This is a genomic window from Phyllobacterium sp. SYP-B3895 (genome assembly GCF_009647635.1).
GTDB classification, from domain to species: domain Bacteria; phylum Pseudomonadota; class Alphaproteobacteria; order Rhizobiales; family Rhizobiaceae; genus Phyllobacterium; species Phyllobacterium pellucidum.
The window spans coordinates 143,278-168,713 of sequence record NZ_WJIG01000001.1; the positions used below are offsets into that span (position 1 = coordinate 143,278).

27 protein-coding genes and 1 pseudogene are annotated in these 25,436 nt (G+C 59.4%); 17 read left to right on the forward strand and 11 right to left on the reverse strand.

From position 1 onward, the window contains the following. Both GF108_RS00710 and GF108_RS00715 read right to left on the reverse strand, forming a co-directional pair. Positions 1-1,164: an FUSC family protein gene (locus GF108_RS00710; RefSeq protein ID WP_153666483.1), complete on the reverse strand. Its 1,164-nt coding sequence runs from the start codon at positions 1,162-1,164 to the stop codon at positions 1-3. A gap of 89 nt (positions 1,165-1,253) precedes the next feature. Further along, entirely contained in the window at positions 1,254-2,687 is a 1,434-nt protein-coding gene (locus GF108_RS00715; RefSeq protein ID WP_153666484.1) for a DUF1254 domain-containing protein, read from the reverse strand. Between the two features lie 383 nt (positions 2,688-3,070). Here GF108_RS00715 and GF108_RS00720 point away from each other — a divergent pair, with 383 nt between their 5' ends. Next, the gene (locus GF108_RS00720) at positions 3,071-4,732 is read left to right on the forward strand and encodes an L-lactate permease (RefSeq protein ID WP_153666485.1); all 1,662 of its coding nucleotides are present in this window, start codon (positions 3,071-3,073) and stop codon (positions 4,730-4,732) included. Between the two features lie 343 nt (positions 4,733-5,075). On the opposite strand, the gene GF108_RS00725 is transcribed toward GF108_RS00720, so the two are convergent. Beyond that, positions 5,076-5,840, reverse strand: coding sequence for an SDR family oxidoreductase (locus GF108_RS00725; RefSeq protein WP_153666486.1), 765 nt, complete (start codon positions 5,838-5,840; stop codon positions 5,076-5,078). A gap of 208 nt (positions 5,841-6,048) precedes the next feature. On the opposite strand from GF108_RS00725, the gene GF108_RS00730 reads away from it, so the two are divergent. Continuing rightward, complete coding sequence (locus GF108_RS00730; protein WP_153666487.1) at positions 6,049-6,759, forward strand: glutathione S-transferase N-terminal domain-containing protein; 711 nt, start codon at positions 6,049-6,051, stop codon at positions 6,757-6,759. A 24-nt stretch (positions 6,760-6,783) separates the two neighbouring features. Continuing rightward, positions 6,784-7,830 (forward strand): LacI family DNA-binding transcriptional regulator, encoded by a 1,047-nt coding sequence (locus tag GF108_RS00735; RefSeq protein WP_153666488.1) that lies wholly within the window; start codon positions 6,784-6,786, stop codon positions 7,828-7,830. Here GF108_RS00735 and GF108_RS00740 read toward each other — a convergent pair. The 3 genes from GF108_RS00740 to GF108_RS00750 form a co-directional block, all read right to left on the reverse strand. After that, entirely contained in the window at positions 7,827-8,153 is a 327-nt protein-coding gene (locus GF108_RS00740) for a MocE family 2Fe-2S type ferredoxin (RefSeq protein WP_153666489.1), read from the reverse strand. The two genes, GF108_RS00735 and GF108_RS00740, sit on opposite strands and share 4 nt — an antisense overlap. A gap of 25 nt (positions 8,154-8,178) precedes the next feature. Continuing rightward, entirely contained in the window at positions 8,179-9,255 is a 1,077-nt protein-coding gene (locus tag GF108_RS00745; RefSeq protein WP_153666490.1) for a fatty acid desaturase, read from the reverse strand. Positions 9,256-9,464: 209 nt separating this feature from the next. Then, the gene (locus GF108_RS00750) at positions 9,465-9,737 is read right to left on the reverse strand and encodes an usg protein (protein WP_027230449.1); all 273 of its coding nucleotides are present in this window, start codon (positions 9,735-9,737) and stop codon (positions 9,465-9,467) included. A 106-nt stretch (positions 9,738-9,843) separates the two neighbouring features. On the opposite strand from GF108_RS00750, the gene groL reads away from it, so the two are divergent. Beyond that, positions 9,844-11,472 (forward strand): chaperonin GroEL, encoded by a 1,629-nt coding sequence (groL, locus tag GF108_RS00755; RefSeq protein WP_153666491.1) that lies wholly within the window; start codon positions 9,844-9,846, stop codon positions 11,470-11,472. A gap of 135 nt (positions 11,473-11,607) precedes the next feature. Then, a complete protein-coding gene (locus GF108_RS00760; RefSeq protein ID WP_027230451.1) occupies positions 11,608-11,901 on the forward strand; it encodes a GYD domain-containing protein in 294 nt (97 codons plus the stop codon). Positions 11,902-11,974: 73 nt separating this feature from the next. On the opposite strand, the gene GF108_RS00765 is transcribed toward GF108_RS00760, so the two are convergent. After that, the gene (locus tag GF108_RS00765; protein WP_027230452.1) at positions 11,975-12,667 is read right to left on the reverse strand and encodes a helix-turn-helix domain-containing protein; all 693 of its coding nucleotides are present in this window, start codon (positions 12,665-12,667) and stop codon (positions 11,975-11,977) included. Between the two features lie 162 nt (positions 12,668-12,829). On the opposite strand from GF108_RS00765, the gene GF108_RS00770 reads away from it, so the two are divergent. From GF108_RS00770 to GF108_RS00780, 3 genes are all read left to right on the forward strand, one after another. Continuing rightward, positions 12,830-13,354: a DUF1801 domain-containing protein gene (locus GF108_RS00770; RefSeq protein ID WP_153666492.1), complete on the forward strand. Its 525-nt coding sequence runs from the start codon at positions 12,830-12,832 to the stop codon at positions 13,352-13,354. 62 nt (positions 13,355-13,416) lie between these two features. Beyond that, positions 13,417-13,839: a DUF1801 domain-containing protein gene (locus tag GF108_RS00775; RefSeq protein WP_153666493.1), complete on the forward strand. Its 423-nt coding sequence runs from the start codon at positions 13,417-13,419 to the stop codon at positions 13,837-13,839. Between the two features lie 92 nt (positions 13,840-13,931). Beyond that, positions 13,932-15,086 (forward strand): acyl-CoA dehydrogenase family protein, encoded by a 1,155-nt coding sequence (locus GF108_RS00780; protein WP_091950838.1) that lies wholly within the window; start codon positions 13,932-13,934, stop codon positions 15,084-15,086. A gap of 59 nt (positions 15,087-15,145) precedes the next feature. Here the strand turns inward: GF108_RS00780 and GF108_RS00785 are convergent, their stop codons facing one another. Further along, on the reverse strand, positions 15,146-16,216 hold the full coding sequence (locus GF108_RS00785) for a DUF2778 domain-containing protein (RefSeq protein WP_246663811.1): 1,071 nt from the start codon (positions 16,214-16,216) through the stop codon (positions 15,146-15,148). 410 nt (positions 16,217-16,626) lie between these two features. Further along, positions 16,627-17,214 (reverse strand): ankyrin repeat domain-containing protein, encoded by a 588-nt coding sequence (locus GF108_RS00790; protein ID WP_246663812.1) that lies wholly within the window; start codon positions 17,212-17,214, stop codon positions 16,627-16,629. Positions 17,215-17,530: 316 nt separating this feature from the next. Here GF108_RS00790 and sugE point away from each other — a divergent pair, with 316 nt between their 5' ends. The 4 genes from sugE (at position 17,531) to GF108_RS00810 (ending at position 20,399) form a co-directional block, all read left to right on the forward strand. Next, complete coding sequence (gene sugE, locus GF108_RS00795) at positions 17,531-17,845, forward strand: quaternary ammonium compound efflux SMR transporter SugE (protein WP_027230456.1); 315 nt, start codon at positions 17,531-17,533, stop codon at positions 17,843-17,845. Positions 17,846-17,963: 118 nt separating this feature from the next. Beyond that, positions 17,964-18,749, forward strand: a complete 786-nt coding sequence (moeB, locus tag GF108_RS00800; protein ID WP_153666496.1) for a molybdopterin-synthase adenylyltransferase MoeB — start codon at positions 17,964-17,966, stop codon at positions 18,747-18,749. After that, positions 18,736-19,995 carry an aconitase X catalytic domain-containing protein gene (locus tag GF108_RS00805; RefSeq protein ID WP_304608898.1) on the forward strand — a complete coding sequence of 420 codons (1,260 nt, stop codon included), beginning with the start codon at positions 18,736-18,738 and terminating at the stop codon, positions 19,993-19,995. The genes moeB and GF108_RS00805 overlap by 14 nt, the downstream gene beginning before the upstream one ends. Further along, positions 19,992-20,399, forward strand: coding sequence for an aconitase X swivel domain-containing protein (locus GF108_RS00810; protein ID WP_153666497.1), 408 nt, complete (start codon positions 19,992-19,994; stop codon positions 20,397-20,399). Before GF108_RS00805 ends, GF108_RS00810 begins: the two co-directional genes overlap by 4 nt. Before the next feature lie 9 nt (positions 20,400-20,408). Here GF108_RS00810 and GF108_RS00815 read toward each other — a convergent pair whose 3' ends face one another. Then, a complete protein-coding gene (locus GF108_RS00815) occupies positions 20,409-21,410 on the reverse strand; it encodes a D-glycerate dehydrogenase (protein ID WP_027230460.1) in 1,002 nt (333 codons plus the stop codon). A 185-nt stretch (positions 21,411-21,595) separates the two neighbouring features. Between GF108_RS00815 and GF108_RS00820 the strand changes: the two genes are divergently transcribed. The 3 genes and pseudogenes from GF108_RS00820 to GF108_RS00830 all read left to right on the forward strand — a co-directional run bounded on the left by GF108_RS00820 (position 21,596) and on the right by GF108_RS00830 (position 22,724). Continuing rightward, positions 21,596-22,153, forward strand: coding sequence for an SH3 domain-containing protein (locus GF108_RS00820; protein WP_051614822.1), 558 nt, complete (start codon positions 21,596-21,598; stop codon positions 22,151-22,153). Positions 22,154-22,217: 64 nt separating this feature from the next. Beyond that, positions 22,218-22,464, forward strand: a pseudogene (locus GF108_RS00825) (type II toxin-antitoxin system Phd/YefM family antitoxin). Further along, a complete protein-coding gene (locus GF108_RS00830; protein ID WP_370462038.1) occupies positions 22,461-22,724 on the forward strand; it encodes a type II toxin-antitoxin system VapC family toxin in 264 nt (87 codons plus the stop codon). The pseudogene GF108_RS00825 and the gene GF108_RS00830 overlap by 4 nt, the downstream one beginning before the upstream one ends. 183 nt (positions 22,725-22,907) lie before the next feature. Here GF108_RS00830 and irrA read toward each other — a convergent pair whose 3' ends face one another. Beyond that, positions 22,908-23,339: an iron response transcriptional regulator IrrA gene (gene irrA / locus GF108_RS00835; protein WP_027230464.1), complete on the reverse strand. Its 432-nt coding sequence runs from the start codon at positions 23,337-23,339 to the stop codon at positions 22,908-22,910. Between the two features lie 315 nt (positions 23,340-23,654). Between irrA and fabA the strand changes: the two genes are divergently transcribed. Together fabA and fabB are read left to right on the forward strand one after the other, a co-directional pair. Continuing rightward, positions 23,655-24,170: a 3-hydroxyacyl-[acyl-carrier-protein] dehydratase FabA gene (fabA, locus tag GF108_RS00840; RefSeq protein ID WP_027230465.1), complete on the forward strand. Its 516-nt coding sequence runs from the start codon at positions 23,655-23,657 to the stop codon at positions 24,168-24,170. A 36-nt stretch (positions 24,171-24,206) separates the two neighbouring features. Next, positions 24,207-25,433: a beta-ketoacyl-ACP synthase I gene (gene fabB, locus GF108_RS00845; RefSeq protein ID WP_153666498.1), complete on the forward strand. Its 1,227-nt coding sequence runs from the start codon at positions 24,207-24,209 to the stop codon at positions 25,431-25,433. Positions 25,434-25,436 lie beyond the last annotated feature (3 nt).

A 25,436-nucleotide genomic window follows, 5' to 3' on the forward strand; every position in this document is an offset into this window, starting at 1 on the left:
CTATTCCCTCGGCATGTTGTCGGGTTCGGTCGCCATTCCAACTTTCGGCGGCGATTTATCCGCGAAAAGCAGATGCCAGGCGAGCAGAACTGGTTCGAGGATTACGATGCCGAGCAAAATTCCAGCCAGGCGGTTCAAACCCGGCTCTGGCGCGGCATTCATGTAGTTGTCGGGAACGAGAACGACAAGGAAAGCAAGCGCGAACTGGATGCCGATATAGCTCGTCGCCGGATTGCCGTTCTCGACGTGCCGTCCGATGATCACGGCAACGCAAAGGGCAAGCGTCATCAGCAACGGCGAGTGATGGCTGCTCAACAGGACCGCGATGGCGAGCACGCCGCCGGCAGCGCAACCGACAAAGCGCATCGCGATCTTCGAGGTGACCGGGTTCAAAACGCTGGATTCAAGCGTTGCCACGGGCAACAGCATGACGGCCATGATGGTGACGCTCGACTGGCTGAGCGAGGCAAAGCCTGTCCACCGCCAGATGAACGGAATGAACGCCAGCGCGATCCCGGCCTGGAGCGCGTGGAGCGCAGCGCCCTTGTGCCAAAGCGTTGCCGCCGGGGTCGCGAGGGGCGTCGCAGTCTTCGGCTCATCTCGCCGCAGCGCGCGGCGAATGGTCCAATTGGACAAGGCGCTGACGATGATGCAGGCAAATGTGCCAGCAAGAATTTCGACGATGCGCGACCGGGCAAAGGGAAAGACCGAGCTCGCGGGCTGCATCATGCCTTCGATGAGGATCATGCAGAAGGTAAGTCCCGTAAAAAGCCAGGCATAGCTGCGCCGGCTGACAAGCGCGAAATAGAGCGTTGTTGCCCCGACCAGCGCCAAGGCCATGGCGAGCGGCAACGGTTTGTCGGCGATAAGCGGCGCGAGGATAAGCGCAACGATCGCGCCTGCTATCGTTCCCGTGATCCGCAGCGTCCCGCGCATGACACTTTCCGACAGCCGCGAGCGCATGACGGCATAGCCGCTGAATGCGGCCCATCCGACATATTGCGCCCCAAGCGCATGGGCGAAGACAATTGCAAGCAACACCGACAGGACGCATTCAAGCTCGTCGACGAGCCGGGGCCCCGGGCGGCCGACTGAACGGAGTTCATCCGTGATCGCCTTCCAAAGGCTGCGACAGACACCGAAGAGATGCCGAATGAAGTTCATGAGGGTGTTTTAGAGTTTTGCGCACTTAAATAGAAGCGCTCCGGAGATACAAACGCGCGGCGCCGTTTCCAGCGCGGGCTGAGTTGCTGTTACTGCGTCACCAAGGGCTGTAAGGCAGGCGCGACAATGACGGGCGGCGGGTTCCATTTTCCCGTGAGTGCCTCGGATCTCGGCCCATAGAGCCGCATCGTCAGGTTGAACGGACCTTCAGGCGCGGGCAACCAGTTGGCTTCCTTGTCGGCGCCCGGGCTCTTGTTTTGGAAGTAGAGATCGAGCGAACCGTCGGCATTATAGGTGAACGGCATCCAACTGCTGACAGCAAAGCGATTGAGCGGATTGCCAACCTGGAAGCCTTCCATATCATAGAGCGTGACCGACCAGAATGCATCGACCGGCGGGAGTGATTGCTTGTCGAAATGCAGGGTGTAGTTTCTGGCGCCGTTCAGAGGATCGCCTTTTTCATCAGCGAGATTGAGCGGATAGATCGCATCCTCGGGCAGGTTTGCACCGAGGCCGAGCTGGGCCACAATCGCCCGCTTCAGATAGTAATTGCCGTAAACGCCCATCGTATCGGTATTCATCGACCAATAATTGGCGACGCGAGCAAGCGTCGGCACCTTCCACTCCATGAGCTTTCGCGCTTGGGCGGGCACGTTTTGCAGCCCTTTCGCAACGGCCGGATCGAGCTTATCCGCGTCGAAGCTCTTGCCGGGCTCGATGCCTATCCGCTTCATGCGTGCGATGATCGGCTGATCGGTGATATGCGGCGGATTGACCTTCAAGACCTCGGCCGCGTAGGCGAAGAATTCGTCTGCGGACATGCTGTCCACTGTCTTTTTCGGCGGCGTCTTCATATCGACCGAGGGATCGACGGTCACCTTGGCTGGTTCTGCAGTCTTGCCCCATTGCGATAGCGGAGTGATCTTGTAGCCCGCCTGGATCTTGTGAACCGCGTCATAGTCTTGGGGTCCATCAGTCTTGGTGCGGCCGATGATCCAGACATGGGGTGTCGGCGCGTCTATCCGCTGGAGGCCATCTGGCAGATCTTTGCCTTGCCAGCCGGGTGGCACCAGCACGTAGTCGGCCTTGGCCGTACCGGTGGTCCGCCAGCCGGGTGATGCGAAGACGTCCGACCACAGGTCGAGCATGGGAAGGAGGTAATAGCGCCCGCCGGTATCGGGTGCGGATACGACCATAGGCTCCTTGGTCATGTCGAGCCAGGCGGAGGAATAGAGCGTGTCGAAGTTGGGCCTAACCACATCGCGGTAGTCGGCGGTCGGAAATTCCGGAACGTTGACGAAGGTGTTGGACGGCCCTCGCCCCATAACTTTACCGGACTCGATATTTGTTGCTTGCCGCCGCGTCACGTCCATCGTCACCATGGGATAGAAGTAGACATAGGCATCTATGCCGATCGTCGTGGCCTCCTCCTCGGTGATGGCGTCAGCTGCTACTGCGCCATGAACCAATGCGCCCATAACAATGAGCGCAGCAGCCACTTGGCTTATTATTCTCACTTTCATGTTGGCCTCCGTTGGAAGTCCGCGCGCCATTCATTGGTTCCAAACAATGGGCTTGCGTCCGGTTTTCTTGAGATCGTCTGTTCGCGTCACAAGCTGCGACGCCGCTGCGGCATGAAACTGCGTGGAAGATTTGCGTGAGTTGGAACTGCATCCCAGCAAAAGCATTCTGCTTCCATTGGTGACCAGCAACCCGTTTACACGCAAGTATGTTACGGTAACACACGTCTGAATTGTGTTGAGTTGCTTCGAGACGTCGGCGAAAGGCGCCAGACTTATCAAACGCTTTGTGAGTAAGTCGCCTTGCAATATTGGACGTTCGACGTACCAACTAGGGACAAGACCGATTCATCTGCCACATACATTCGTCATGGAGCGTATTCAACATGTGGAATCAGGTTTACAACCCCTTCAATAACGCCGTTCTATCGACTATCGCCGCATCGATACCTGTTGTCGTGCTGCTTGCGATGATTGCATCGAACAAGGTCAAGGTGCACATCGCCGCGATCATCGCCTTGGTCGTTGCCAATCTTGTCGCCATCTTCATCTTCACCATGCCTGCCGGCATGTCGGTCAGGGCATCGCTGCTTGGCGTTGTAACCGGCTTCTTTCCGATTGGCTGGATCGTCCTCAACGTCATATTTCTCTACAGACTGACCGTGGAGAAGGGCATCTTTGAGACGCTGCAAAACACGATCGGCGGCGTTACCCGCGACAGACGCTTGCAGATCCTGCTGATCGCCTTTTCTTTCGGTGCCTTCTTCGAGGGCGCGTCGGGATTTGGCACGCCGGTTGCAGTCACCGCGGCGATCCTTATCGGCCTCGGCTTTTCGCCGCTTGCCGCATCAGGCCTGTCGCTGATTGCCAACACCGCCCCGGTCGCCTTCGGCGCGCTCGGCACACCCATCGCCGGCCTGTCGAGTGTGACAGGCATTGACCCGTTTTTGCTCGGCGCCATGGTGGGACGGCAATTGCCGTTATTCTCACTGATCATACCGTTCTGGGTTGTCTGGGCGTTTGCCGGCTGGAGAGGCATGAAGGAAGTCTGGCCTGCCATTCTCGTCACCGGCGTTTCCTTTGCCGTGCCGCAATTCCTGATTTCCAATTTCGTCAACCCCTGGATCGTCGATATTGGCGCTTCCCTGATCTCCATGGCCTGCCTCATAGGCTTTCTTCGCCTCTGGCAGCCGCAAGTCATCTGGACCTCGGCCAAGCTGCGTATCCGCGACGACTCGGCAAGCCAGGTCCCACCGGTGAAGACAAACAAGCGCGAGCCGACGCGCAAGGAGGTCTGGGCTTCGCTGACGCCGTGGATCATCGTCTGCGCGGTGCTTCTGCTTTGGGGTACTGATTGGTTCAAGGGCATGGTCAATCCATGGGCGACGTTGAGCTACGAGGTACCGGGACTCAACAACCAGATCATGAAAGTCGCACCTATTGCTGCCACCCCGACGCCGGAAAAGGCAGTCTTCGCCTTCACCTGGCTCTCCTTTACAGGGTCCGGCATGCTGATTGCCGCCATCATTTCCGGCTTCATCATGGGTTACAAACCACTTGAATTGATCACGGCCTATGGCCGCACGATCAAGCTGTGCGCCTACTCGCTGATCACGATCTCGGCGATGCTTGCCATCGGCACGCTCACCCGCCTCTCCGGCATCGATGCGACGCTCGGCCTCGCCTTCGCCGCGACCGGTGTACTCTATCCCTTCTTCGGAACCTTGCTCGGCTGGCTGGGCGTCGCCCTGACGGGATCGGATACCGCCTCCAACGTGCTCTTCGGCAATCTGCAGAAGATTACCTCCGAACAACTCGGCCTTTCACCGATCCTGATGAGCGCGGCCAATTCGTCAGGCGGCGTCATGGGCAAGATGATCGATGCACAGTCGATCGTCGTCGCCTCCACCGCTACCAACTGGTACGGGCACGAGGGGACGATCCTGCGCTTTGTCTTCAAGCATTCGATCGTGCTGGCCTGCCTCGTCGGTATCCTGGTCATGCTCCAGGCCTATGTGTTCACCTGGATGATTGTCACGCCGCCTTGATTTCTGTCCTCGGGCCCGACCAGTGCGGGCCCGTTAGGCAACCCGTGAAGCAGGCTGATCTCCCCCCTTGTGGGGGAGATGTCCGGCAGGACAGAGGGGGGTGGGGCATCATCGGTCAATGACTTTCGAATGCAGGGCGGCGCCTTTCCCTCCCCCTTGTGGGGAGGGTGGCTGCGCAGCAGCCGGGAGGGGCGTGCCTAGTAGGAAACAAATCGCTTCGCCATCGTAACGACCCCGCCCGGACCTTCGGTCCGACCCTCCCCACAAGGGGCAGGGAAGCACGGAACCCGCAGAGCCCAAGAATTTGACTTGTGAGACGGTCAGGATCAGCGTCATGAGCAAACTACGTCCGTGTGATCGAGACACCGCCATCGACCAGCGAGGCCGTGCCGGTCACGAACGAAGCATCGTCGGAGGCCAAATAAAGGACCGAGCGCGCAAGTTCCTCCGCTGTCGCGACCCGCTTCAAGGCATGAAGGTTGGTGATGAATGCCTTTGACTCAGGTGTATTGTTCATCTCGCGGTACATGTCCGTATCGACGGCACCCGGCAGGATCGCATTGACGCGTATATTCTGCGGTCCGTACTCCGCGGCCAGCGACTGGGTGAGGCCTATAATGCCGGATTTGCTGGCGGCATAGGCGGCAACGCCGGGGAACGCGAAGCTGTAGCCGATGAAGGTGGACGTGAAGATGATCGATCCGCCACCGTGCTTCAGCATCTCCGCGACCTGATGCTTGGCGGCAAGGAAAGAGCCCGTCAGGTTGATGGCAATGGCATCGTTCCAGCCTGCTTCGGAGACGCCGGTCGTTGGGCCCGCTTCTCCCATAACGCCGGCATTGTTGAAGGCGATGTCGAGCCTGCCGTAATGTTCCGCGGCGAGTTGGACGAGGCCCTTGGCATAATCTTCCGACCGCACATCGCCGGCCAGGGCAACGGCTTCGCCGCCATCGCTTTGGATTTCGCGCACCAATGCGTCAAGCTCTTCCTTGCGCCGCGCGCCGACGACAAGCTTTGCGCCCTCCTTGGCGAACAGCTTTGCCGTCGCCCGACCGATACCGGCGCTCGCACCGGTAACGATCGCCACTTTTCCAGATAATCTGCTCATGTTCTTCTCCTGATGTCTGATGCGGGCTGAGTTCAGCCGCTTTTGTTGGACTTGATAGTGGCGATTGGCCTCGGTTCGAAGTAGGTGGCAGATGGCGGAACTGGTTTTCGGAAAAGCCGAACAATCACAGGAACCCGGCAACGTGGATGCGCGTTCGGCTGCATGCTAGCCTACCCGCTCCAGAATCAAATCCCCCAAGGAGACGTGAATGTCCGATCTATCCGCTTTCCCCATTGCCAGCCGTTGGCCGGCACAATATCCGGACCGGCTGCAGCTTTATTCTTTTCCGACCCCGAACGGGGTGAAGGTGTCGATCGCGCTGGAAGAACTTGGGCTGCCCTACGAGCCGCATGCGGTCAACATCGGCAAGAATGAAAGCTGGACGCCGGAGTTCCTGTCGCTCAATCCCAACGGCAAGATCCCCGCGATCATCGATCCCGATGGTCCGGGCGGCAAGCCGCTCGGCCTCTTCGAATCCGGCGCCATCCTGCTTTACCTCGCCGAGAAGACCGGCAAGCTCATTCCCGCGGACCCGAGCCTGCGATACGAGACCATCCAGTGGGTTTTCTTCCAGATGGCAGCAATCGGGCCGATGTTCGGACAGGTCGGATTCTTTCACAAGTTCGCAGGCCGCGAGATCGAGGACAAGCGGCCGCTCCAACGCTACGTCGATGAATCGAAGCGCCTGCTCGGCGTAATCGAAACGCGGCTCAGCGGGCGTGAATGGATCATGGGCGACGAATACAGCATAGCCGATATCTCCATGCTCGGCTGGGTGCGCAACCTTGTCGGGTTCTATGGCGCGCGGGAAATCGTTGATTTCGACAGTCTTAAACATGTCCCTGCCTGGCTGGAGCGCGGACTTGCCCGGCCGGCCGTGCAACGTGGCCTCGATATTCCGCAGCGTCCGGCAGCCTAGCGGCCTCCAGCCTCGGAGCGGTTGATGTCGCGCAAGAAGGTCATACTCAGCGAGGTTGCCGAACTTGCCGGCGTTGGTATCGCTACGGTCGATCGTCTGCTCAATGAGCGCGGCAACGTCAAACCGGAAACGGCTTTGAAGATCATTCGGGCTGCGCGACAGCTCGGTCTGCAGCGCATCCTGCCCGCGATCTATCATAAGGGCCTGCGCCTGGAGGTAATCCTGGCGCGGCCCTATTTGCCCCTGATCAAGCGCATGAACGAGGCGTTCATGCAGCTTGCGCCAAGTCTCGACCGCTCGGTTACCATTCAGCGCAGCTTGCTCAAGGACGACAAGGCGGAACACATTGCCGAGCGTATCCGCGCCACGACTTGCAATGCCGTGATCATCTATGCGCAGGAGGATCCCGCGATCATCGGCGCCGTCGGCGCCATAACCGCAGCCGGTATTCCGGTGATCACCGTCATCTCCGACCTGCCAACCTCAGCGCGCTTCGCTTATGCCGGAATAGACCATTACGCTGCGGGGCGGACGGCGGGCTACTTCATGGCTAAGTTTGCGCGGCAACCGGGTCGAGTCATAGCCCTGTGCTATGACCTCGGAATCAGGGGCCATGCCGACCGCATTCGGGGTTTGACAGATGCAATCAATGTCCACGGCGCCGGGCTTACACTGGCGGAGCGTCTTGAGGGGCGCGACGATTCTGAAATTTCCGAGCGGCTCCTGGTCGATGCACTGAAACGTCACCGCGATATTGTCGGCGTCTATAATGCCGGTGCTCCGAATGACGCCGTTGAACTCGCCCTTCGCAAGAGCGCGCTGCAGCACCAACCCATCTTCATCGGGCACGAGTTGACCCCGCAATCGTGTAAAATGTTGCGAGAGGGTACGATGACGCTCGCCATCGACCAGAACCCGCAGCAGCAGGCGCGGCTCGCGGTCGACATCCTGGTGCACCACTTCGGCTATGCCGAGCATCCCGAATTCAAGACACCTTATAGCGCGACGATCGACTTCACGCTGCACGGACCGGAGAATGTCGGGAAGACATCTGATCGCACGGCAAGCTAACCAACGGAGATGAGGACTTTCCCATATTCGACCTTGACCGAATAGGTACGCAGGTTCACGCAGACAGGAGCGCCCTTGGCCGCGCCGGTTCGGTAATCGAAGCGGCCATTATGCTTTGGGCACTCAATGATGTTGTCCATGACGAGCCCGTCAGCAAGATGCACCTTCTCATGGGTGCAGAGGCCATCGGTGGCATAATACTCGTCGTCCCGCGAGCGGAAGATTGCGAAAGTGCGACCGTCGTGGTCAAAGCGGATAACATCCTCCTCGTCGATGTCATCGGCGTCGCACGCTTCGATCCAGGTCTTCGAAACAGCATTCATCGTCAGTTCTCCTCAAAATTATTGTTCACTCGGCGGGCGCGGCAAAGCGCATATCGGGTGCGGCCCGAATCGTTCCCGGCAGCGGCCGCTGGACAAAGTAGCCCGGGTCCTTCACCTGCCTGATCAGCGCCGGGATGATTTCGCGGTAAACGGCCCAGATGGACGGATAGACCGGAGGGCACTGGTCCTTGATCATGGCATGCAGTTGCGGGAGGGCATAAAACGGCACCATAGGGAACATGTGGTGCTCGATGTGGTAGTTCATGTTGATGTAGAGGAAGCGGAACACAGGATTGGTCTCGAATGTCCGCGTGTTGAGCCGGTGGTCGTAGACATCCTCGTCGAGCCCCGTATGCTGCGTGATGTTGAAGAGCTGTGCCAGCGGACCGCCATAAAAGCGCGGCAGGACGATGAACAGGGCAGGCAGGATCGAGGCAAAATACCAGCAGGCGGCTCCGGTCGCGACGAAGATCGCAACGTAGATGCGTGACGACCAGAACACCTTGGGCTTTTCGCTGTCAGGAACGAAGTGACGGCCTTCCTCATTCAGGCTGCCACAGGCGTGGCGCAGGATCGACGCCATCTGGATCAGGCCCGACTTCAGGAAGAAGAAATCGAGAATGATACCTGGAATATCGGGCGGACGCGGCACGGCAATCTCGGGGTCGCGGCCGACGATCATCGTGTCTGTATGATGCCGCGAATGGCTCCAGCGCCAGTAAAAACCCTCATGCAGGGTCATGAAGCCGTTGAGGTGGTAAAGCGCCTCGTTGATCCAGCGCGTCCTGAATGGCGTGCCGTGCGAGAGTTCATGAGCGCGATGGTCGCTGGCAGCGTAGAGAACACCATAGACGGCGAAAAACGGAACGCACCAAAGCGTGCCCCGTGTCAGAAAAGCGCCGGCACCCGATGCGGCAAGCAATGCGAGCCAGAGTCCAAAATGGCGCAGCGAGACCAGGTCTGAACGCTTCATCAGCTGCTTGAAGACCTTGCGGTCGACTTTTGCGGAAAACCATTCGGATTCGACCCGGTGCTCGAAGCCATCGTCGGTCAGTACTGCGGCGCGCGCTGCGTCGCCAACAAGCGCATAGCTTTTCGTCATTTGATTATCCTCCGCAACTGCGCCCCGCCGGCCTCTTATTGCCTGTGCGTCGAAAATACCTTTCCGTGTGCCGCAGGGTCCATTTGGATATTGATGGTTTTCCATCATCTCGCCTGTGGGCGGGCGGGATTGTCCGGAGGATATTTCAAATAGGGATAACAGGCCCGATGCGCTCGTATCGGCGCTGAAGCGTTCCAGGGGCGCCGCAATCAATGCAGCGATATGATGCCGTCCACGGCGCGCCATTCGCGCGGCGAAATCAGGTGCTGATGGACGATCCGGACTGAGTGCAGCGGCCCCTCGATGTCCTTGCACCAGAAATCAAGAAAGCCTTTCAATTCCGGGAAAGACGGAGCAAGATCGTATTCCTGCCAAATGTAAAGCTGCAGAAAGCTCGGGTGGTCGGGAAGGCGATAATGTATCTCGGCCGTTGTCAGACCGTAGCCTTTTAGCTGAAGTTCGAATGCTCTGCTTGTTGTCATGAATATTTCCCTTGTGGATCAACTCATGCGTCACTGTGAATCTTGTCAGATTCCGCTGTGTTTTCAAGGAAAATTAAAGAACTTGTAAAAGGGAGGAGTGAGGACCATGGCTGCAAAAGAAGTCAAATTCAGCGCCGAAGCGCGGGATCGCATGATGCGCGGCGTCGATATACTTGCCAATGCCGTCAAAGTGACACTCGGTCCCAAGGGCCGTAACGTCGTGATCGAGAAATCTTTCGGAGCGCCGCGCATCACCAAGGATGGCGTCACTGTCGCCAAGGAAATCGAACTCGAGGATAAATTCGAGAACATGGGGGCCCAGCTGCTGCGCGAAGTCGCTTCGAGGACGAGCGATGTTGCCGGCGACGGTACGACGACAGCCACCGTTCTTGCCCAGGCGATCGTGCGCGAGGGCGCGAGGGCTGAAGCTGCAGGCATGAATCCGATGGATTTGAAGCGCGGCATAGATATCGCCGTGGAAGCAGTCGTTGCGGAACTGAAGCGCAATGCCCGAAAAATCTCCAACAATTCCGAAATTGCCCAGGTGGGAACGATCTCCGCCAACGGCGACGTAGAAATCGGCCAATATCTGGCCGATGCCATGGGGAAGGTCGGGCACGAAGGCGTCATCACTGTCGAGGAGGCGAAAACCGCCGAAACCGAACTCGAAATCGTCGAGGGCATGCAGTTCGACCGCGGTTACCTCTCCCCCTATTTCGTCACCGACCAGGACAAGATGCGGGTCGAATTCGAAGATCCCTATATCCTCATCCACGAGAAGAAGCTCTCGAACCTTCAGGCAATGCTGCCCATTCTCGAAGCCGTCATCCAGTCGGGAAGTCCGCTGCTGATTATCGCAGAAGATGTGGAGGGCGAGGCATTGGCAACGCTCGTCGTCAACAAATTGCGCGGCGGGTTGAAGGTTGCAGCGGTCAAGGCGCCGGGCTTCGGCGATCGGCGCAAAGCAATGCTCGAGGACATAGCGATCCTCACCGGCGGCACCGCGATCAGCGAAGACCTCGGCATCAAGCTCGAGAACGTCACACTCGACATGCTCGGCCGTGCCAAGAAGACGATCGTCGAGAAGGAAACGACGATTATCGTCAACGGCGGCGGCTCGGAAGCCGATATCGATGCACGAATTGTGCAGATCAAGGCTCAGATCGAGGATACGACGTCCGACTATGATAAGGAAAAGCTGCAGGAACGGCTTGCCAAACTTGCCGGCGGCGTGGCCGTGATCCGGGTTGGCGGCTCGACCGAGGTCGAGGTTCGCGAACGCAAGGATCGCGTTGACGACGCGCTTCACGCCACGCGCGCGGCGGTGGAAGAAGGAATACTTCCCGGTGGCGGCGTTGCGCTCCTGCGTTCAGCCAAAGCGCTGGAGGGGCTGCAGGTCAAGAATGCGGACCAGCGCGTCGGCATCGAGATCGTGCGGCGGGCCATCGAAATGCCCGTGCGCCAGATTGCGGAGAATGCCGGGGCGGAGGGCTCGCTGATCGTCGGCAAATTGCGCGAGAATAGCGACTTTGCATATGGGTGGAACGCCCAGACCGGCCAGTATGGCAATCTATACGAGATGGGCGTGATCGATCCGGCAAAGGTGGTGCGCAGCGCGCTGCAAGGGGCCGCGTCGGTTGCGGGTCTCCTCGTCACGACCGAAGCGATGGTTGCCGATGTTCCCAAGAAGTCCGGGGCTCCGGCCATGCCTGCGGGCGGCGGTATGGACTACTGATAAAGTCTTTGCGGGTGGGCCTGTCGCAGGCCTTGCATTGTTCCACCCTGCCAACAGGACTATAGTTAAACCGGGGATGCGGAGGGAGCAAAATCGCGGCCACCGGCACGAGCCGTGCCGCGGGGGGGGTTAGCGATGACCACGTATGTTGTTCTCTTGAACTGGACCGAACTTGGCCTCAAGAACGCCGGGGACTCGCCCAACAGGCTCGATGGCGCGAAGAAAATGCTCAAGGAAATGGGCGGTTCGTTCGATCAGTTTTTTCTGACGATGGGCGAATACGACATGGTTGGCATTATGACGGCGCCCGACGACGCGGTCATGGCGCGCTTTACCCTCGGCCTTGGGCAAAAGGGTTTCGTACGCACGCGGACGCTGAAGGCATTCCCGGAAGCAGCCTATCGCGAAATTATCAAATCGCTGGGCTGATCGTCTTCTGAAAGGCACAAAGGAAGCCGCAAGTCATGCTTGCGGTTTCCGCGCTGCGGCGATTTTACCAATCCTATGAGACCATGCGTTGCTGTGGGGCGAATGTGCTGAGGCCGAGCCATTGCTGCATGGCGCTCGCAATGCTGGGGTCGCCGTCGAATTCGACGCGGCCTGCTTCGACCTCGCGCCTGACGGCTGAAAGCCCCATCCAGATCGCCGTCATGCTCTTCAGCGAGCTTGTCACCAGTAGATCCACATCGAAACCCGGATCGAAGCCGCAAAGATCAACGGAACTGCCGTCGACAACCAGCCAGAAATTCTGCCTGGTTTCTGGCAGTTCGGGGTACAGAAACTGAATCGTGCAGCGCCGTTTTGGCAGCGGCTTCGGATTGAGGTTGCGGCGCATGTCCCACATCAGCAGGGAGGGATCGAGATTGCGCAGCGACAGTTCCGATTCAACCCAGCGCTGCCCCCAGGAGCCGATGCCGAGCACGATTGCCCGCAGGTCTTCGCCAGCGGGCGACAAATGATATTCGGTCGTGCCGTTGGCGTTGGTTACGACCTCTACCACCCCCGCACGTTCAAGCTCTTTCAACCGTTTGGACAAAAGCGCAGGCGACATGCGCGGCACGCCGCGGCGCAGATCGTTGAAACGCGTCGTTCCCATCAGCATTTCGCGTATCACGAGGGTCGTCCAGCGCGAGCACAATATCTCCGACGCCATCGCAACCGGACAGAACTGCCCGTATCCTCCACGTTGTTCCATTGTTCCCACCGGTCTTCCTGACCCTTTTCTTAAGGCAAGAATACCCTAAAACGCGGTCGAATCCTACCGGCTGGACATTTCGGGTCGGAACGTTGCCTTGTGCCCAAGTCTGCGGATAAAACTACGCCCTGTCTTTTAAACGCTGCTCGAAAGGTTGGACGTATGACCGATACTTCGAATGAACCGCTTACGGTTGCCCAAAAGAAAGCGGGCAAGACCGTCAAGAAGAAAGCGAGGGGACTCTCCGGCAAATCACCTGCCCGCAAGCGCCACGGCACCCCCGCAGAGCCCAAGCTCTTATCCGGCGGAAACCCCCAGATTGCGAAAGCTGACGGCGACGCCCCCGTTCAGGCCTATATAGCGGCGATGCCCGGCTGGAAAAGCGAGGCCGGCCGACGGCTGGACGCGCTGATCGCTCGCACCGTTCCGGATGTGCGAAAGGCGGTGAAATGGAACTCGCCGCTCTACGGTATTGAGGGTCAGGGATTCTTTCTCGGCGTCCACTGCTTCGACAAATACATAAAGGTCGCTTTCTTCCACGGCGCGTCGCTGAACCCCATGCCGCCTGTCGCATCCAAGGACAAGAACACCCGTTACTTTCACATCCACGAGAACGACGCGATCAATGAGGAGGAGCTGGCGGCGTGGGTCCGTCAGGCCGCCGACCTGCCCGGCTGGGTCCCCTGATTTGATCAAGTAATATAGGCTTGCCGGCACGAATCGGGTCCGGAACTGGAGGAACAGTACCCATGAATCCCTCGGAACATATTGACCAGCTTATCGAAAAACTCGGCGACTGGCGCGGCGAGATGCTCGCAAGCCTCCGCAAGACTTTCCTTGAAGCCGACAAGGAGATCGTCGAGGAATGGAAGTGGATGGGTAGCCCGGTCTGGGAGCGCGACGGGATCATCGCGGTGGGCAATGCCCACAAGGAAAAGGTGAAGCTGACGTTCTCGCAAGGCGCAAGCCTTCCCGATCCCGACAAGCTGTTCAACAATGGCTTCGGGGGCAAAGTGTGGCGCGCGATCGACGTCCACGAGGGCGACAAGGTTGACAAGGACGCTCTGAAAAAGCTCATTCGCGCCGCCGTCGAATTCAACCAAGCCAAGAAACTGGCAAAGAAAGCCACGCCGCGCACACGGGCGAAAACGGCCAAGGGCGAAGCCGAATAGGCTAGTACATTTCCTGAACTGGACGAATTGCACCGTTGAGAGGATCCTTTGCGCATGGGCTGTTGAAGCCCCAAGGAGGACCTATGAACAGCATGGCACATACATCATCCATTGCGGACGAAGCTTCGTCCGGGAGTGCCGTAGATATCGCGCACTCTTTGACACCAGCTCTCGCTGCGAGAGCGGCGGAATTTGACGAGACCGACACTTTCGTTGCGGAGAACTACAAGCTCCTCAAGGAGGCCGGCCTCGTCCATGCCGGCGTTCCGCACGAACTTGGCGGCGGCGGCGCCGACGTTGGCGAGCTTGCCGAAATGCTGCGCGTGCTCGCGCATGGCTGCTCTTCGACCGCGCTCGCTTTCTCGATGCACACGCATCAGGTCGCGATCCCTGCCTGGCGCTGGCGCCACCAGAAGGCTTTGGCCGTCGAGCCCCTTCTGAAGCGTATTGCCGCTGAAAAGCTGATCCTGTTGTCGAGCGGGGGCTCGGACTGGATCGGCGGCTCGGGCGACGCAACCAAGGTCGAGGGCGGCTACCGCATCAAGGCGCGCAAGGTGTTTACATCAGGCGCCAATGCCGGGGACATCCTGATGACCGGCGCGATCCTTCGCGGGGAAGACGGTTCGGCTCAGGTGATCCACTTTGGCGTTCCCATGAAGTCAGCCGAAGTCAAGGTTGTCGATACCTGGAAAGCCCTCGGAATGCGAGGAACCGGCTCCAACGATGTTGCGATCGAAGACTTCTTTGTGCCTGACGCCGGCGTCGCGTTTTCGCGCAAGGCGGGCGAATGGCATCCGGTTTTCCAGATCATCGCTACAACGGCATTTCCGCTGATCTATGCTGTGTATCTCGGCGTTGCCGAAAGCGCGCGGGACATTGCCATCCATCTTGCCAAGAAGAAGCAACCGACCGAGACCTCTATGAACCTCGCCGGTCGCATGGACACCTCGCTGCGCGCCGCTCAGCTTGCCCATCAGTGGATGGTAAAAATTGTCGAGCGCAATTCGCCTTCCGCCGAAAGCGTCAACGAGGTCATGATCGGACGTTCGCTGGTGGCGGAACATGCGATCAAGACAGTAGAGCTTGCTCTCGAGTTGGCGGGTGGTGCCGGTTTCTATCGCTCGAACGGTCTCGAACAGCGTTTCCGGGATATCCAGGGCGCTCGGTTCCACCCGCTCCAGCAAGGCCCGCAAGCGCGGTATGCCGGAGCGATGGCGCTCGGACAATCGGTGAATACCGTATTCTAGAGAGCCGCTACGAAAGACGAGCGTTGGCAGGCGTGGGGTCGGCTTCCGCAAGAAGCGGATTACCGCGAGGCAACGCTCGTCGTCGATGCCGGCATGCGGGCGACGACAACAAGCTGCGTCACCTCACCCCGCTTGAAGGCCGCAAGGAACCGGCGGTAATCCTTGAACGACACGCAGCCATTTGAATCGCCGCGGGGGCCGAGCATGTAGGTATGGGCAAGCAGGCCGTCGCGGCCAAAAAGCTTGCTCGGATCGAGTGGATTGAGCCGGATCGCCTCGACGCCGTGGAAGAGCGCCTCGCGCATCGTCAACCGGTAGGTATGTGGCGGGGTGGCACCGCGCATCTTCTTATGCACGGAGCGTGGATCGTCGCGCAGCGGACCAAGTCCGGAATGCGCCTCAAGACGCTCGCCATTCGGCATGTAGACCGTCTTGGCCGAGATATCGTAGATCGCGGTGCGATTGCGGGTAAAGAGCCGGGTCGCCGGCGGTTCGTAGGACGGCGCAACATCGCGAATGTCGTTGTCCTGGGGCGCATAGGCAAGAAGCTGCGGCGTTGCGCGCTTGGCCAGCCGCGCCGGACGGTTCGGACGGATGCCGGGCAGCGGGACTTCAGCCGCATCGTCGACATCGTCAAGCCCGGGGTCCTTTTCAGCCAATACCAGGCTGAACGGACCGTCTGAGGGATAACCCGCAGCGGCGGGGGCACCGGCCAAGGCGACTTGCGGTGAAGGTGGCTCGTCGAAGGTACTGTAGGACCGCACGGAAGCGACATGCATTGTATCGAGGCCCGACGCCCGGACACCGAACGCATCCTCTTCAAGCGGTGACGTTGCTGCCAGGACGAACTTCGGCTTCGGCGGCGTGATGACGACGATTTCGCCGGTAGCCGCGATCACCGAGCCCTCGTCCATATCGGTAGCCTGCCAGGCCGTGCCGGTGAGTTCCGGAACGCGGGGATATTTGGGATTGACGCGAATCGGGACGAGATTGGGTGCGAGCGCGATGCTGCTCGGGCCAAACGCCCGTTCACCCGGCCTGTAGTTGTCAGCGAGGGCGTTGCCCTCGGACCGCGAAGCCACGGCGTGATGCAGTGTAACGGCAAGAATGATCGCGCCGAACGCGGTCATGATTCCGAGGCTTGCAAGAAAGGCCGCGGAGGTTAGTCCGGGACCCCGACGACGGCCATTTTTTTGCGAAGGCTTCCCGCCCGCCCCGACTGCAAACGCCATGATACTCGTACCCACACTGCTCAACCCACGCGACAGTCCGCGCAAAACCACGTTTACCGTGGCAAAACTGAGGCTGCGGGCAACAAAACCGCGCCCTCAATCCGCGACTGTCCTGCATGAACAATGAAGAATCTTGGTTACCAATTGATTGAGAGGGAGAGGGATTTTTTCCATTTCCCAAGGCGGCGCTAACGCACATTCGCGGCGGCTCCCCCGGGGCAGGCCCGAGGATGGTGGCAAGGGGCGTGCAGGCTGGCGGAGAGGTCGCTAGAAGGTAGCTATGGCGAGCACAATGAGCAGCATGCCGTCTACTGCAGCAGCGCCACGATCTGCGCATAGCCTTTCGCGCGTGCGTGCTGCAGCGCGGTGACACCGTCCCTGTCGGCAAGCGCCTTGTTCGCACCCGCATCGACGAGCAGCTTGACGATCGCAATATGGCGGGGACCGCCGTCGCCGAGAATGACCGCCTCGAGCAGGGCTGTCCAGCCAAGCTTGTTGACATGGTCGATTTCAACGCCGGCATCGATAAGCGTGGCGACGGTTTCGACGTGACCGCGCTCCGAAGCCGGGATCAGTGCCGTGCCGCCATAGCGATTGGTGCTCTTTAGATCCGCGCCATGGGCGAGCGTCATGCGAAGGATTTCGAGGTGACCGCGAGCGCCGGCATATAGATAGGGACTATCCTCGATCCTGTCCTTGGCATTCACGTCGGCGCCGGCCTCGATGAGCATACGTGCTGCTTCGATGCGGTTGGCATGCGTTGCGACGAGCAGCGCCGTTTCGCCGCGTTCGTTCCGCACGTCGGGATCAACGCCTTGCGCGAGCAACGACCGCAAGGTCGTCGTGTCGCCGCCATGCGCAGCTTCAATCAGTTCGAGTGCCTTCTTGTCAGCCATTGCAACTCCTCGCGTAGATATCAGCGTCATGCATACAAGGAGCGCCCGCCGGGTTAAACCGTTCGGGAGCTTCCGATTATTGTTCATCCCTATTTTTCTCCATGCTGATCGCCGCGCCGGAACAGGTGAATGTGGCTCGCTGTCGCCGTTCATCGGCCTTGAACATAAACAACAAAATTAGTCATCGCGCGACAGGCTTGCCATTCACATTGCCGTTTCCTAAATAGACCTCGTGAGGACGACCTCAACGCCGCTGGATTCCGGCGCTTCCAGACAAATCCGGGACGGCCCGAGCAAATATGTGAAGGAGGTCGTCATGGCCTGGATAATACTCGTCGCTGCGGGACTCTTTGAAATCGGTTGGGCCATCGGGCTCAAATACACCGATGGCTTCACCCGCCTTACTCCCTCGATCCTTACCGCCGGCAGCATGGTCATCAGCGTCGTGTTGCTTGGCCTGGCTCTGCGCGATCTTCCCGTCGGCAGTGCCTATGCGGTCTGGACGGGGATCGGCACGGTCGGCACTGCGCTTCTTGGCATGTATCTTTTTGCCGAGCCCGCGACGGTCGTCCGTCTTGTCTGCATCGGCTTGATCGTTGCCGGCATCGGCGGGCTGAAATTTCTCGCCTGAGTGCAAATCGGCCGTGCATTTCGGGACGTTCTTGCTCTAGTGTCGATCTGGACGAGCGCCTCCAATCGCACCAATCGCATTGGAGGCTGACCGGCAAACTGGATAGCCAGCGCAGAAAATGATCGACGAGCAAAACACCGCCCTCTCCCAAGCTGAAATCGAACGCTATGCGCGCCATATCATCCTTGGCGAGATCGGCGGTCCCGGCCAGCAGAAGCTGAAACGTGCCCGGGTGCTCGTTGTCGGTGCCGGCGGCCTCGGCGCTCCGGTGCTGCAATATCTCGCGGCCTCAGGCGTCGGCACGCTCGGGATCGTTGACGATGATCGCGTTTCACTCTCAAACCTGCAGCGCCAGATCATACATAGCTCCGAACTCGTCGGATCGGCCAAGGTCGAAAGCGCCGCGCGGGCCATCGCCGCGATCAACCCGCACGTCACCGTCGAGACCCATGAGACGCGCATCGCCAGGGAGAATGCCGCCGATCTCGTGCGCCGCTACGATATCATCGTCGACGGATCGGACAATTTCGATACGCGCTATCTGTTGGCGGACGTTTGCCTTGAGGAAAAGCGGCCGCTGATTTCGGCAGCGCTTGGACGGTTCGACGGTTCGGTCACGACGTTGATGCCCTATGCGGCGAACCCTGCCGGCGTGGCCAATCCATCCTATCGCGATCTCTTTCCCAATCCGCCACCACCGGGACTGCTTCCGGCCTGTGCCGAGGCCGGCGTGCTCGGCGTTCTGCCAGGCGTCATTGGCACCTTGCAGGCGACGGAAGTCATCAAGCTCATTACCGGAATTGGCGAACCGCTGGTCGGACGACTGCTTCTCTATGATGCGCTGACCTCGCGCTTCGAAACGATCAAGTACAAGGCGCGCAAGCGTTCGGATGATGCCGCTTGAACTGACTGCGGAACAGCGATCGATTGCCCAAGGTGCGGGCGGTGACGGCGCCGCCATGGCGATGCGGATCGTCGCAGCAACGGCGCGGCTGATGGGCGCGCCCTCGCTCATCCCCATCGCTTCAGCCCATATTGACGGCGCGCTTTACCACGGCGATTCCGGAACGCTTTTTGCCGAAAAGCTCGTTGATGGCAGGGCAAAAGTCGCCGTGCGCGCCACACTCAATGTGGGCTCCATCGATCTTACCGGATGTTCAAGGAACCGGCTGCCGCCACACGAGCGGGTGATGGCGCGGCGCATGATGGGCGCCTATCGCAAGCTTGGCTGCGAGCCGAGCTGGACCTGCGCGCCCTATCAGGCGGGCCATCGGCCGGCCCTCGGCACGGACGTCGCCTGGGGCGAATCCAATGCGGTCGTGTTCTGCAATTCCGTACTGGGCGCCCGCACCAACCGCTATGGCGATTTTCTCGACATCGCCTGCGCGATTGCCGGCTTTGCGCCCTACTACGGTTTTCACCTCCCGGAGAACCGCCGCGCAACCGTGGTGTTCGATGTGTCGGGTCTCGACCCTGCCTTTCTGGCTTCCGAAGTGGCCTTTCCCATTCTTGGCAGCCTCTACGGCCGTGAGCTTGGCGGCGCTGTCGGCGTCGTTTCGGGGATTGCCCGCCATCCCGGCGAAGACGCTTTGAAGGCATTTGGCGCGGCGGCCGCTTCTGCCGGAGCAGTCGGGCTTTTTCATGTATCGGGTGTTACGCCGGAAGCACCCGATCTTGACACCGCGCTCCAGCATCAGCCGCCGGAGATGACCATCCATGTCACCGAGGAGATGGTTGCAGATTCGCGCCGGCGGCTCTCCACCGTTTCAGGCACCGACAGGCTCGATGCCGTCGCCATCGGCAGCCCGCATCTGTCGGGTGAGGAGTTCAACCAACTTCAACAGCTTGTCGCCGGTCGCAAGCTCAAAATCCCGCTCTATGCCTGCACCGGCCGTCACGCATTGGCTGCGCTAGAGGCCGATGGCAGCCGCAAATCTCTCGAAGACGCGGGCGTTGTCATCGTTGCCGATACCTGCGTCGTCGTCACGCCCATCTTGCCGGAGGCAGAAGGTGCTGTGCTCATGACCAACTCCGGCAAGTTCGCCCACTATGCGCCAGGCAATACCGGCTATGGCGTGCTCTATGGCTCCATGGCCGAATGTGTGGAAAGCGCTGTTGCAGGTCGGCCGCGCTTCGGAGCCGCGCCATGAAGGCGAAAATTCTTGTTGCGGGCGCCGCAGCCGAGGGCCCGGCATTGGTCCTTTCTGCGCCGATCAGTTTCTGGGGCGGGGTCAATCCCAAGACGGGGTTGATCGAAGACGTGCGCCATCCCGAGCACGGTGCCTCAATCGCCGGAACGATTCTTTGCCTGCCCGGGACAATCGGTTCCTCTTCGGCCGCTGCCGTGCTGCTCGAACTGGTTTCCGTCGATCTTGCGCCTGCGGCAATCATTCTGCACGAACCGGATGCGATTCTCCTTCTCGGGCTCATCGTGGCACAGGAAATGGGCTACCAGACGCCGATCGCCGTTGAACTCGACCGCGAGAAATTCGAAGGGCTGAATGGGGAGAAACTCCGGATCGCCGTCGATGGCGATATCGCAATCGCCGCCTGAATTTCGCCGTCAAACGCGATCGGGCAAGACGCGATCCGGTGGACGGTGACCGTCGATAAAGGTGCGGATATTGATTATCACCTTCTCGCCCATGTCGATGCGCCCTTCGAGAGTCGCCGAGCCCATATGCGGCAGGATGACGACCTTTCCCTGTTTGGCGAGCTTGCGCAGCTTGGAATTCACGGCGGGTTCGTGCTCGAACACGTCGAGCGCAGCGCCGGCGAGCTTGCCCTGTTCCAGCTGCTCGATAAGTGCATGCTCGTCGATGATCTGGCCGCGCGCCGTATTGACGATAAACGCCGTCGGCTGCATCAGCGCCAGGCGTCTTGCCGAAAGCAGGTGGAACGTGGCTGGGGTCGAAGGGCAATTGACCGAGATGATGTCCATGCGGGCCAGCATCTGATCGAGGCTCTCCCAATAGGTCGCCTCAAGTTCCTCTTCGGTACGCGGGTTGACCGGCTTGCGGTTGTGGTAATGTATGGAAAGGCCAAAGGCCTTGGCGCGGCGCGCCACCGCAGTGCCGATGCGGCCCATGCCGACGATGCCGAGGCGCTTGCCCCAGATGCGGCGGCCGAGCATCCAAGTTGGACCCCAGCCCTCCCACTTGCCATCGTCGAGAAGTATCGATGCGCCTTCTACCAGGCGGCGCGGGGCGGCGAGCAGAAGCGCCATGGTCATGTCGGCCGTGTCTTCCGTCAGAACGTTCGGCGTGTTGGTAACGGTAATGCCGCGCTTGCCGGCGGCAACGACATCGATATTGTCGGTACCGTTGCCGAAGTTGGCGATCAACCGGAGGTTGGGTCCCGCGGCGGCAATAATCTCTTCGCTGATGTGGTCGGTGATGGTCGGGACGAGCACATTGGCCGTTTTGACCGCCTCGATCAGCTCCGCCTTGGTCAGACGCCGGTCATCGACATTCAGCCGGGCCTCAAAAAGCTCGCGCATGCGGGTTTCAATGGGATCCGGCAATTTGCGAGTTATGACGACCAGAGGCTTCTTGCTCACCAATATTCCCCTCCCATTTGACAGCGCTATTGAGACCTCTTTAACCAAGTCATTGCAAACTGCAATTGCTCTTTGCGCTCCTCCACTTGTCTATCAAGGCGGCGCATCAAAGACAAAGAAAAATAGGGATCGTCCGCCATTCTGCCGAAAAACGCGCGGATTGAGGCCCGGACGACGAAGGACCGACCTTGTTGAATATTGGAACTTTTCGCCGCTTCCTGACTGCCGCCAGCCTCGCTGCAGCCGTGACGCTGGGGCTGCCATTGACCTTGCCGGCTTTCGCACCGGCGCAGGCAGCGCAGGTCGGGCCCAGCGGTCTGCCCCTGCCCCGATTCGTCAGCCTGAAGCCCGGTCGCGTTAATCTACGCGTTGGCCCGGGCCGCGACTATGCGGTGACGTGGCTCTTCCTGAAGTCTGGCCTCCCGGTCGAGATTGTCCAGGAATTCGACAACTGGCGTCGCATCCGCGATTCCGAAGGCACGGAAGGCTGGGTCTATCAGTCATTGCTCTCCGGCAAGCGAACGGCTCTGACGGCGCCATGGCAGCGGGACAAGGACGGCGCCATGCTCAATGTCTATCGCAGCGCCGACGATCAATCCGCGCTTGTCGCCAAGGTCCAGCCAGGCGTACTTGGAACTTTGAAAGCCTGTAACGGCACCTATTGCCGCGTCGTTTTCAGCGGCGCCAGCGGCTGGATAAAACAGCCCGACATCTGGGGCGCCTACCCGGACGAGAAATTCGACGATTAAAACGTGTACTTGTTTCGCCCACCGAGTAGACTAAGTCTAATAGACTAAGTCTGACAGGTGATACATGCGAACTGTTAATATTCATGAAGCAAAGACGCACCTTTCGCGTCTTATTGGAACAGGCCTCCAACGGGGAACCGTTCATCATTGCCAAGGCCGGAAAGCCGATGGTCAAGGTGAGCGCAGTCGACGTTCAAGATACGCCGCAACCAAAGCGCCTTGGGTTTCTGGCTGGCCAGATCGATGTCCCCGACGACTTCAACGAGATGGGCAAAGAGGAAATAGAGGCTCTATTCAGCATTGCCAAATGAGGTTGCTGCTCGATCCACATCTTATCCTTTGGGCTGCGGCGTTCGACGACAGACTTTCCGTTGATGCACGATCGCTCTTCACAAATCCTGAGAATGACCTGGTCTTCAGCGCCGCCAGTCTGTGGGAAATCGCGATAACGCAGGGATTGGAGCGCCCCGACCTTCTGGTGGATGCGCGTATTCTCCGTCGCGGCTTATTGGACAATGGCTATGCTGAGTTGGCGATCACGAGCGAACACGCCGTTGCCGTCGCGGCGTAGCCGCAGATACACAAGGAACCGTTTGACGGCATCCTTGTGGCACAGGCCATGTCTGAGGGAATAAAGCTCGTAACTTCGGATCCGATCGTTGCGCGCTATCCCGGTCCGATACGGCTGGTTTAAAGCTCGGGCAGCCGACGAATTCATCGGACTGCTGCTTCGCAGGGCGTATTGATAGATCGTTTAGCCGCGCTTCTTGCGCAGGCGGATCACGATATCGACGTTGACGATTTCCATGCCCTCTGGCACGGGCGGCAAATGCCCGACCATCGCCGAACCATCGGGAATATCGATGACCTCATTGGCGCCTTCGACGAAGAAGTGATGATGGTCCGAAACATTGGTGTCGAAATAGGTCTTCGCACCTTCAACAGCAAGGATGCGCAGCATTCCCGCCTGGGTGAACTGGTGCAGGGTATTATAAACTGTTGCCAGCGAAACCGGCACATTGGCGCCCTGCGCCTCTTCGTGCAGTTCCTCGGCTGAAAGGTGCCTGTCGCCTTTCGAGAAGATCAGGCTGGCAAGCGCGATGCGCTGACGGGTCGGCCTCAGACCAGCAAAGCGCAAGCGCTCCTGCAAGGAAACATCAGCCTCTATTTCGTAAGAAACATGCATGGCCCGTCTGCCACTCCGTTAACCACATCCAAAACCACACCACGGGCAAAGTGCTCCTGATGCGCACTATTTGATATATGCTGTCTTGCGAAATCGATCAATAGGCAGCATTTAGGCCGTTCGTCTAAGTCGGATTCCGGCCGATATTCTGTCATAAGAATTTCACAGAAGGCACAACGAAGCCAAGGGTTCCATTTGACTTCGGATTGCTCTAGAGAGCGTTTTCAGGCGGAAACACTCTGTGATAGGGTCCGCATGCGCAGGAGCGTCTTGCATTCCATGCGCCAACGTCAAAAGCAGTCGATGGGAGAAAGAATGCCAGAACAGAAATCAAGCTACGGGTATGAGGAGCTTCTTGCCTGTGCCCGCGGAGAGATGTTCGGTCAGGGCAATGCGCAGTTGCCGGCTCCGCCCATGCTGATGTTCGACCGCATCACTGAGATTTCTGAGACAGGCGGCGAAAACGGCAAGGGCTATATCCGCGCCGAGTTCGATATCAAACCCGACCTCTGGTTCTTCCCCTGCCACTTCATCGGCGATCCAGTCATGCCCGGCTGCCTCGGCCTCGATGCCATGTGGCAATTGACCGGCTTTTACCTAGGCTGGCTGGGGGAGCCCGGCAAGGGCCGCGCGCTCTCGACAGGCGAAGTCAAATTTACCGGCATGGTCACACCAAAGACCAAACTTGTCGAATATGGTATCGACTTCAAGCGCGTCATGCGCGGTCGTCTCGTCCTTGGCATTGCTGATGGCTGGCTAAAGGCCGACGGCGAAACTATCTATAAGGCAACCGACCTGCGGGTTGGCCTGTTCAAGGAAAGCGCTGCCTGAGCCTTCAGCCAGCGCAACACCTTCAAGGAGATCGCGATGCGGCGAGTGGTTGTGACGGGCATGGGTATCGTGTCCTCTATCGGCAATAACACGCAGGAAGTGCTGGAATCCCTGCGGACTGCAAAGTCGGGCATCGTCTTTGCCGAAGAATATGCGAAGTATGGTTTCCGCAGCCAGGTTCATGGCGCCCCGACACTCGATCCATCGACCCTGGTCGACCGCCGCGCCATGCGCTTCCATGGAGGCGGGACAGCGTGGAACCATGTCGCCATGGACCAGGCCATCGCCGATGCCGGTCTCGAGGCGGACCTGATCTCCAACGAACGTACTGGCATCATCATGGGATCCGGCGGTTCTTCGACGCGCACCATCGTCGAAGCCGCCGAGAAGACCATCGAATCCGGATCGAGCAAGAAGGTCGGCCCATTCGCCGTACCGAAAGCCATGTCTTCGACAGCTTCGGCAACGCTCGCCACCTGGTTCAAGATCAAGGGCGTCAACTATTCGATCTCTTCCGCCTGCGCCACGTCCAACCATTGCGTCGGCAATGCGTTTGAGATGATCCAGTATGGCAAGCAGGACATGATGTTCGCCGGCGGCTGCGAAGATCTCGACTGGACCCTCTCGGTCCTCTTCGACGGCATGGGGGCGATGTCCTCGAAGTTCAATGATCGTCCGGCGGTCGCCTCGCGCGCCTATGACAAAAATCGCGACGGCTTCGTCATCTCCGGCGGTGCTGGCGTACTCGTCCTCGAAGAACTCGAACATGCCAAGGCCCGGGGCGCCAAAATCTATGGCGAACTCGTCGGCTATGGGGTCACCTCCGACGGCGCTGACATGGTCGCACCGAGCGGCGAAGGCGCAGCCCGGTGCATGCGCATGGCGATCGCCAATGTCAAAGGACCGATCGACTACATCAATCCGCACGCCACGTCGACGCCGGTTGGCGATCTCAAGGAGATCGAGGCCATTCGCGAGGTCTTCGGGTCCGGCAATCAGTGCCCGCCAATCTCGGCGACGAAGTCGTTGACCGGCCACTCGCAAGGCGCAACGGGCGTGCATGAGTCGATCTATTCGCTCCTTATGATGAACCACAACTTCATCGCCGAGAGCGCCAATATCGAGGAGATCGATCCCGCCTTCGGCGACATGCCTATTGCGCGCAAGCGGATCGACAATGTCAAATTGAACACGGTTCTCACCAATTCCTTCGGATTTGGCGGCACAAACGCTTCGCTGGTGTTCCAGCGCTACGACGGTTAAGGG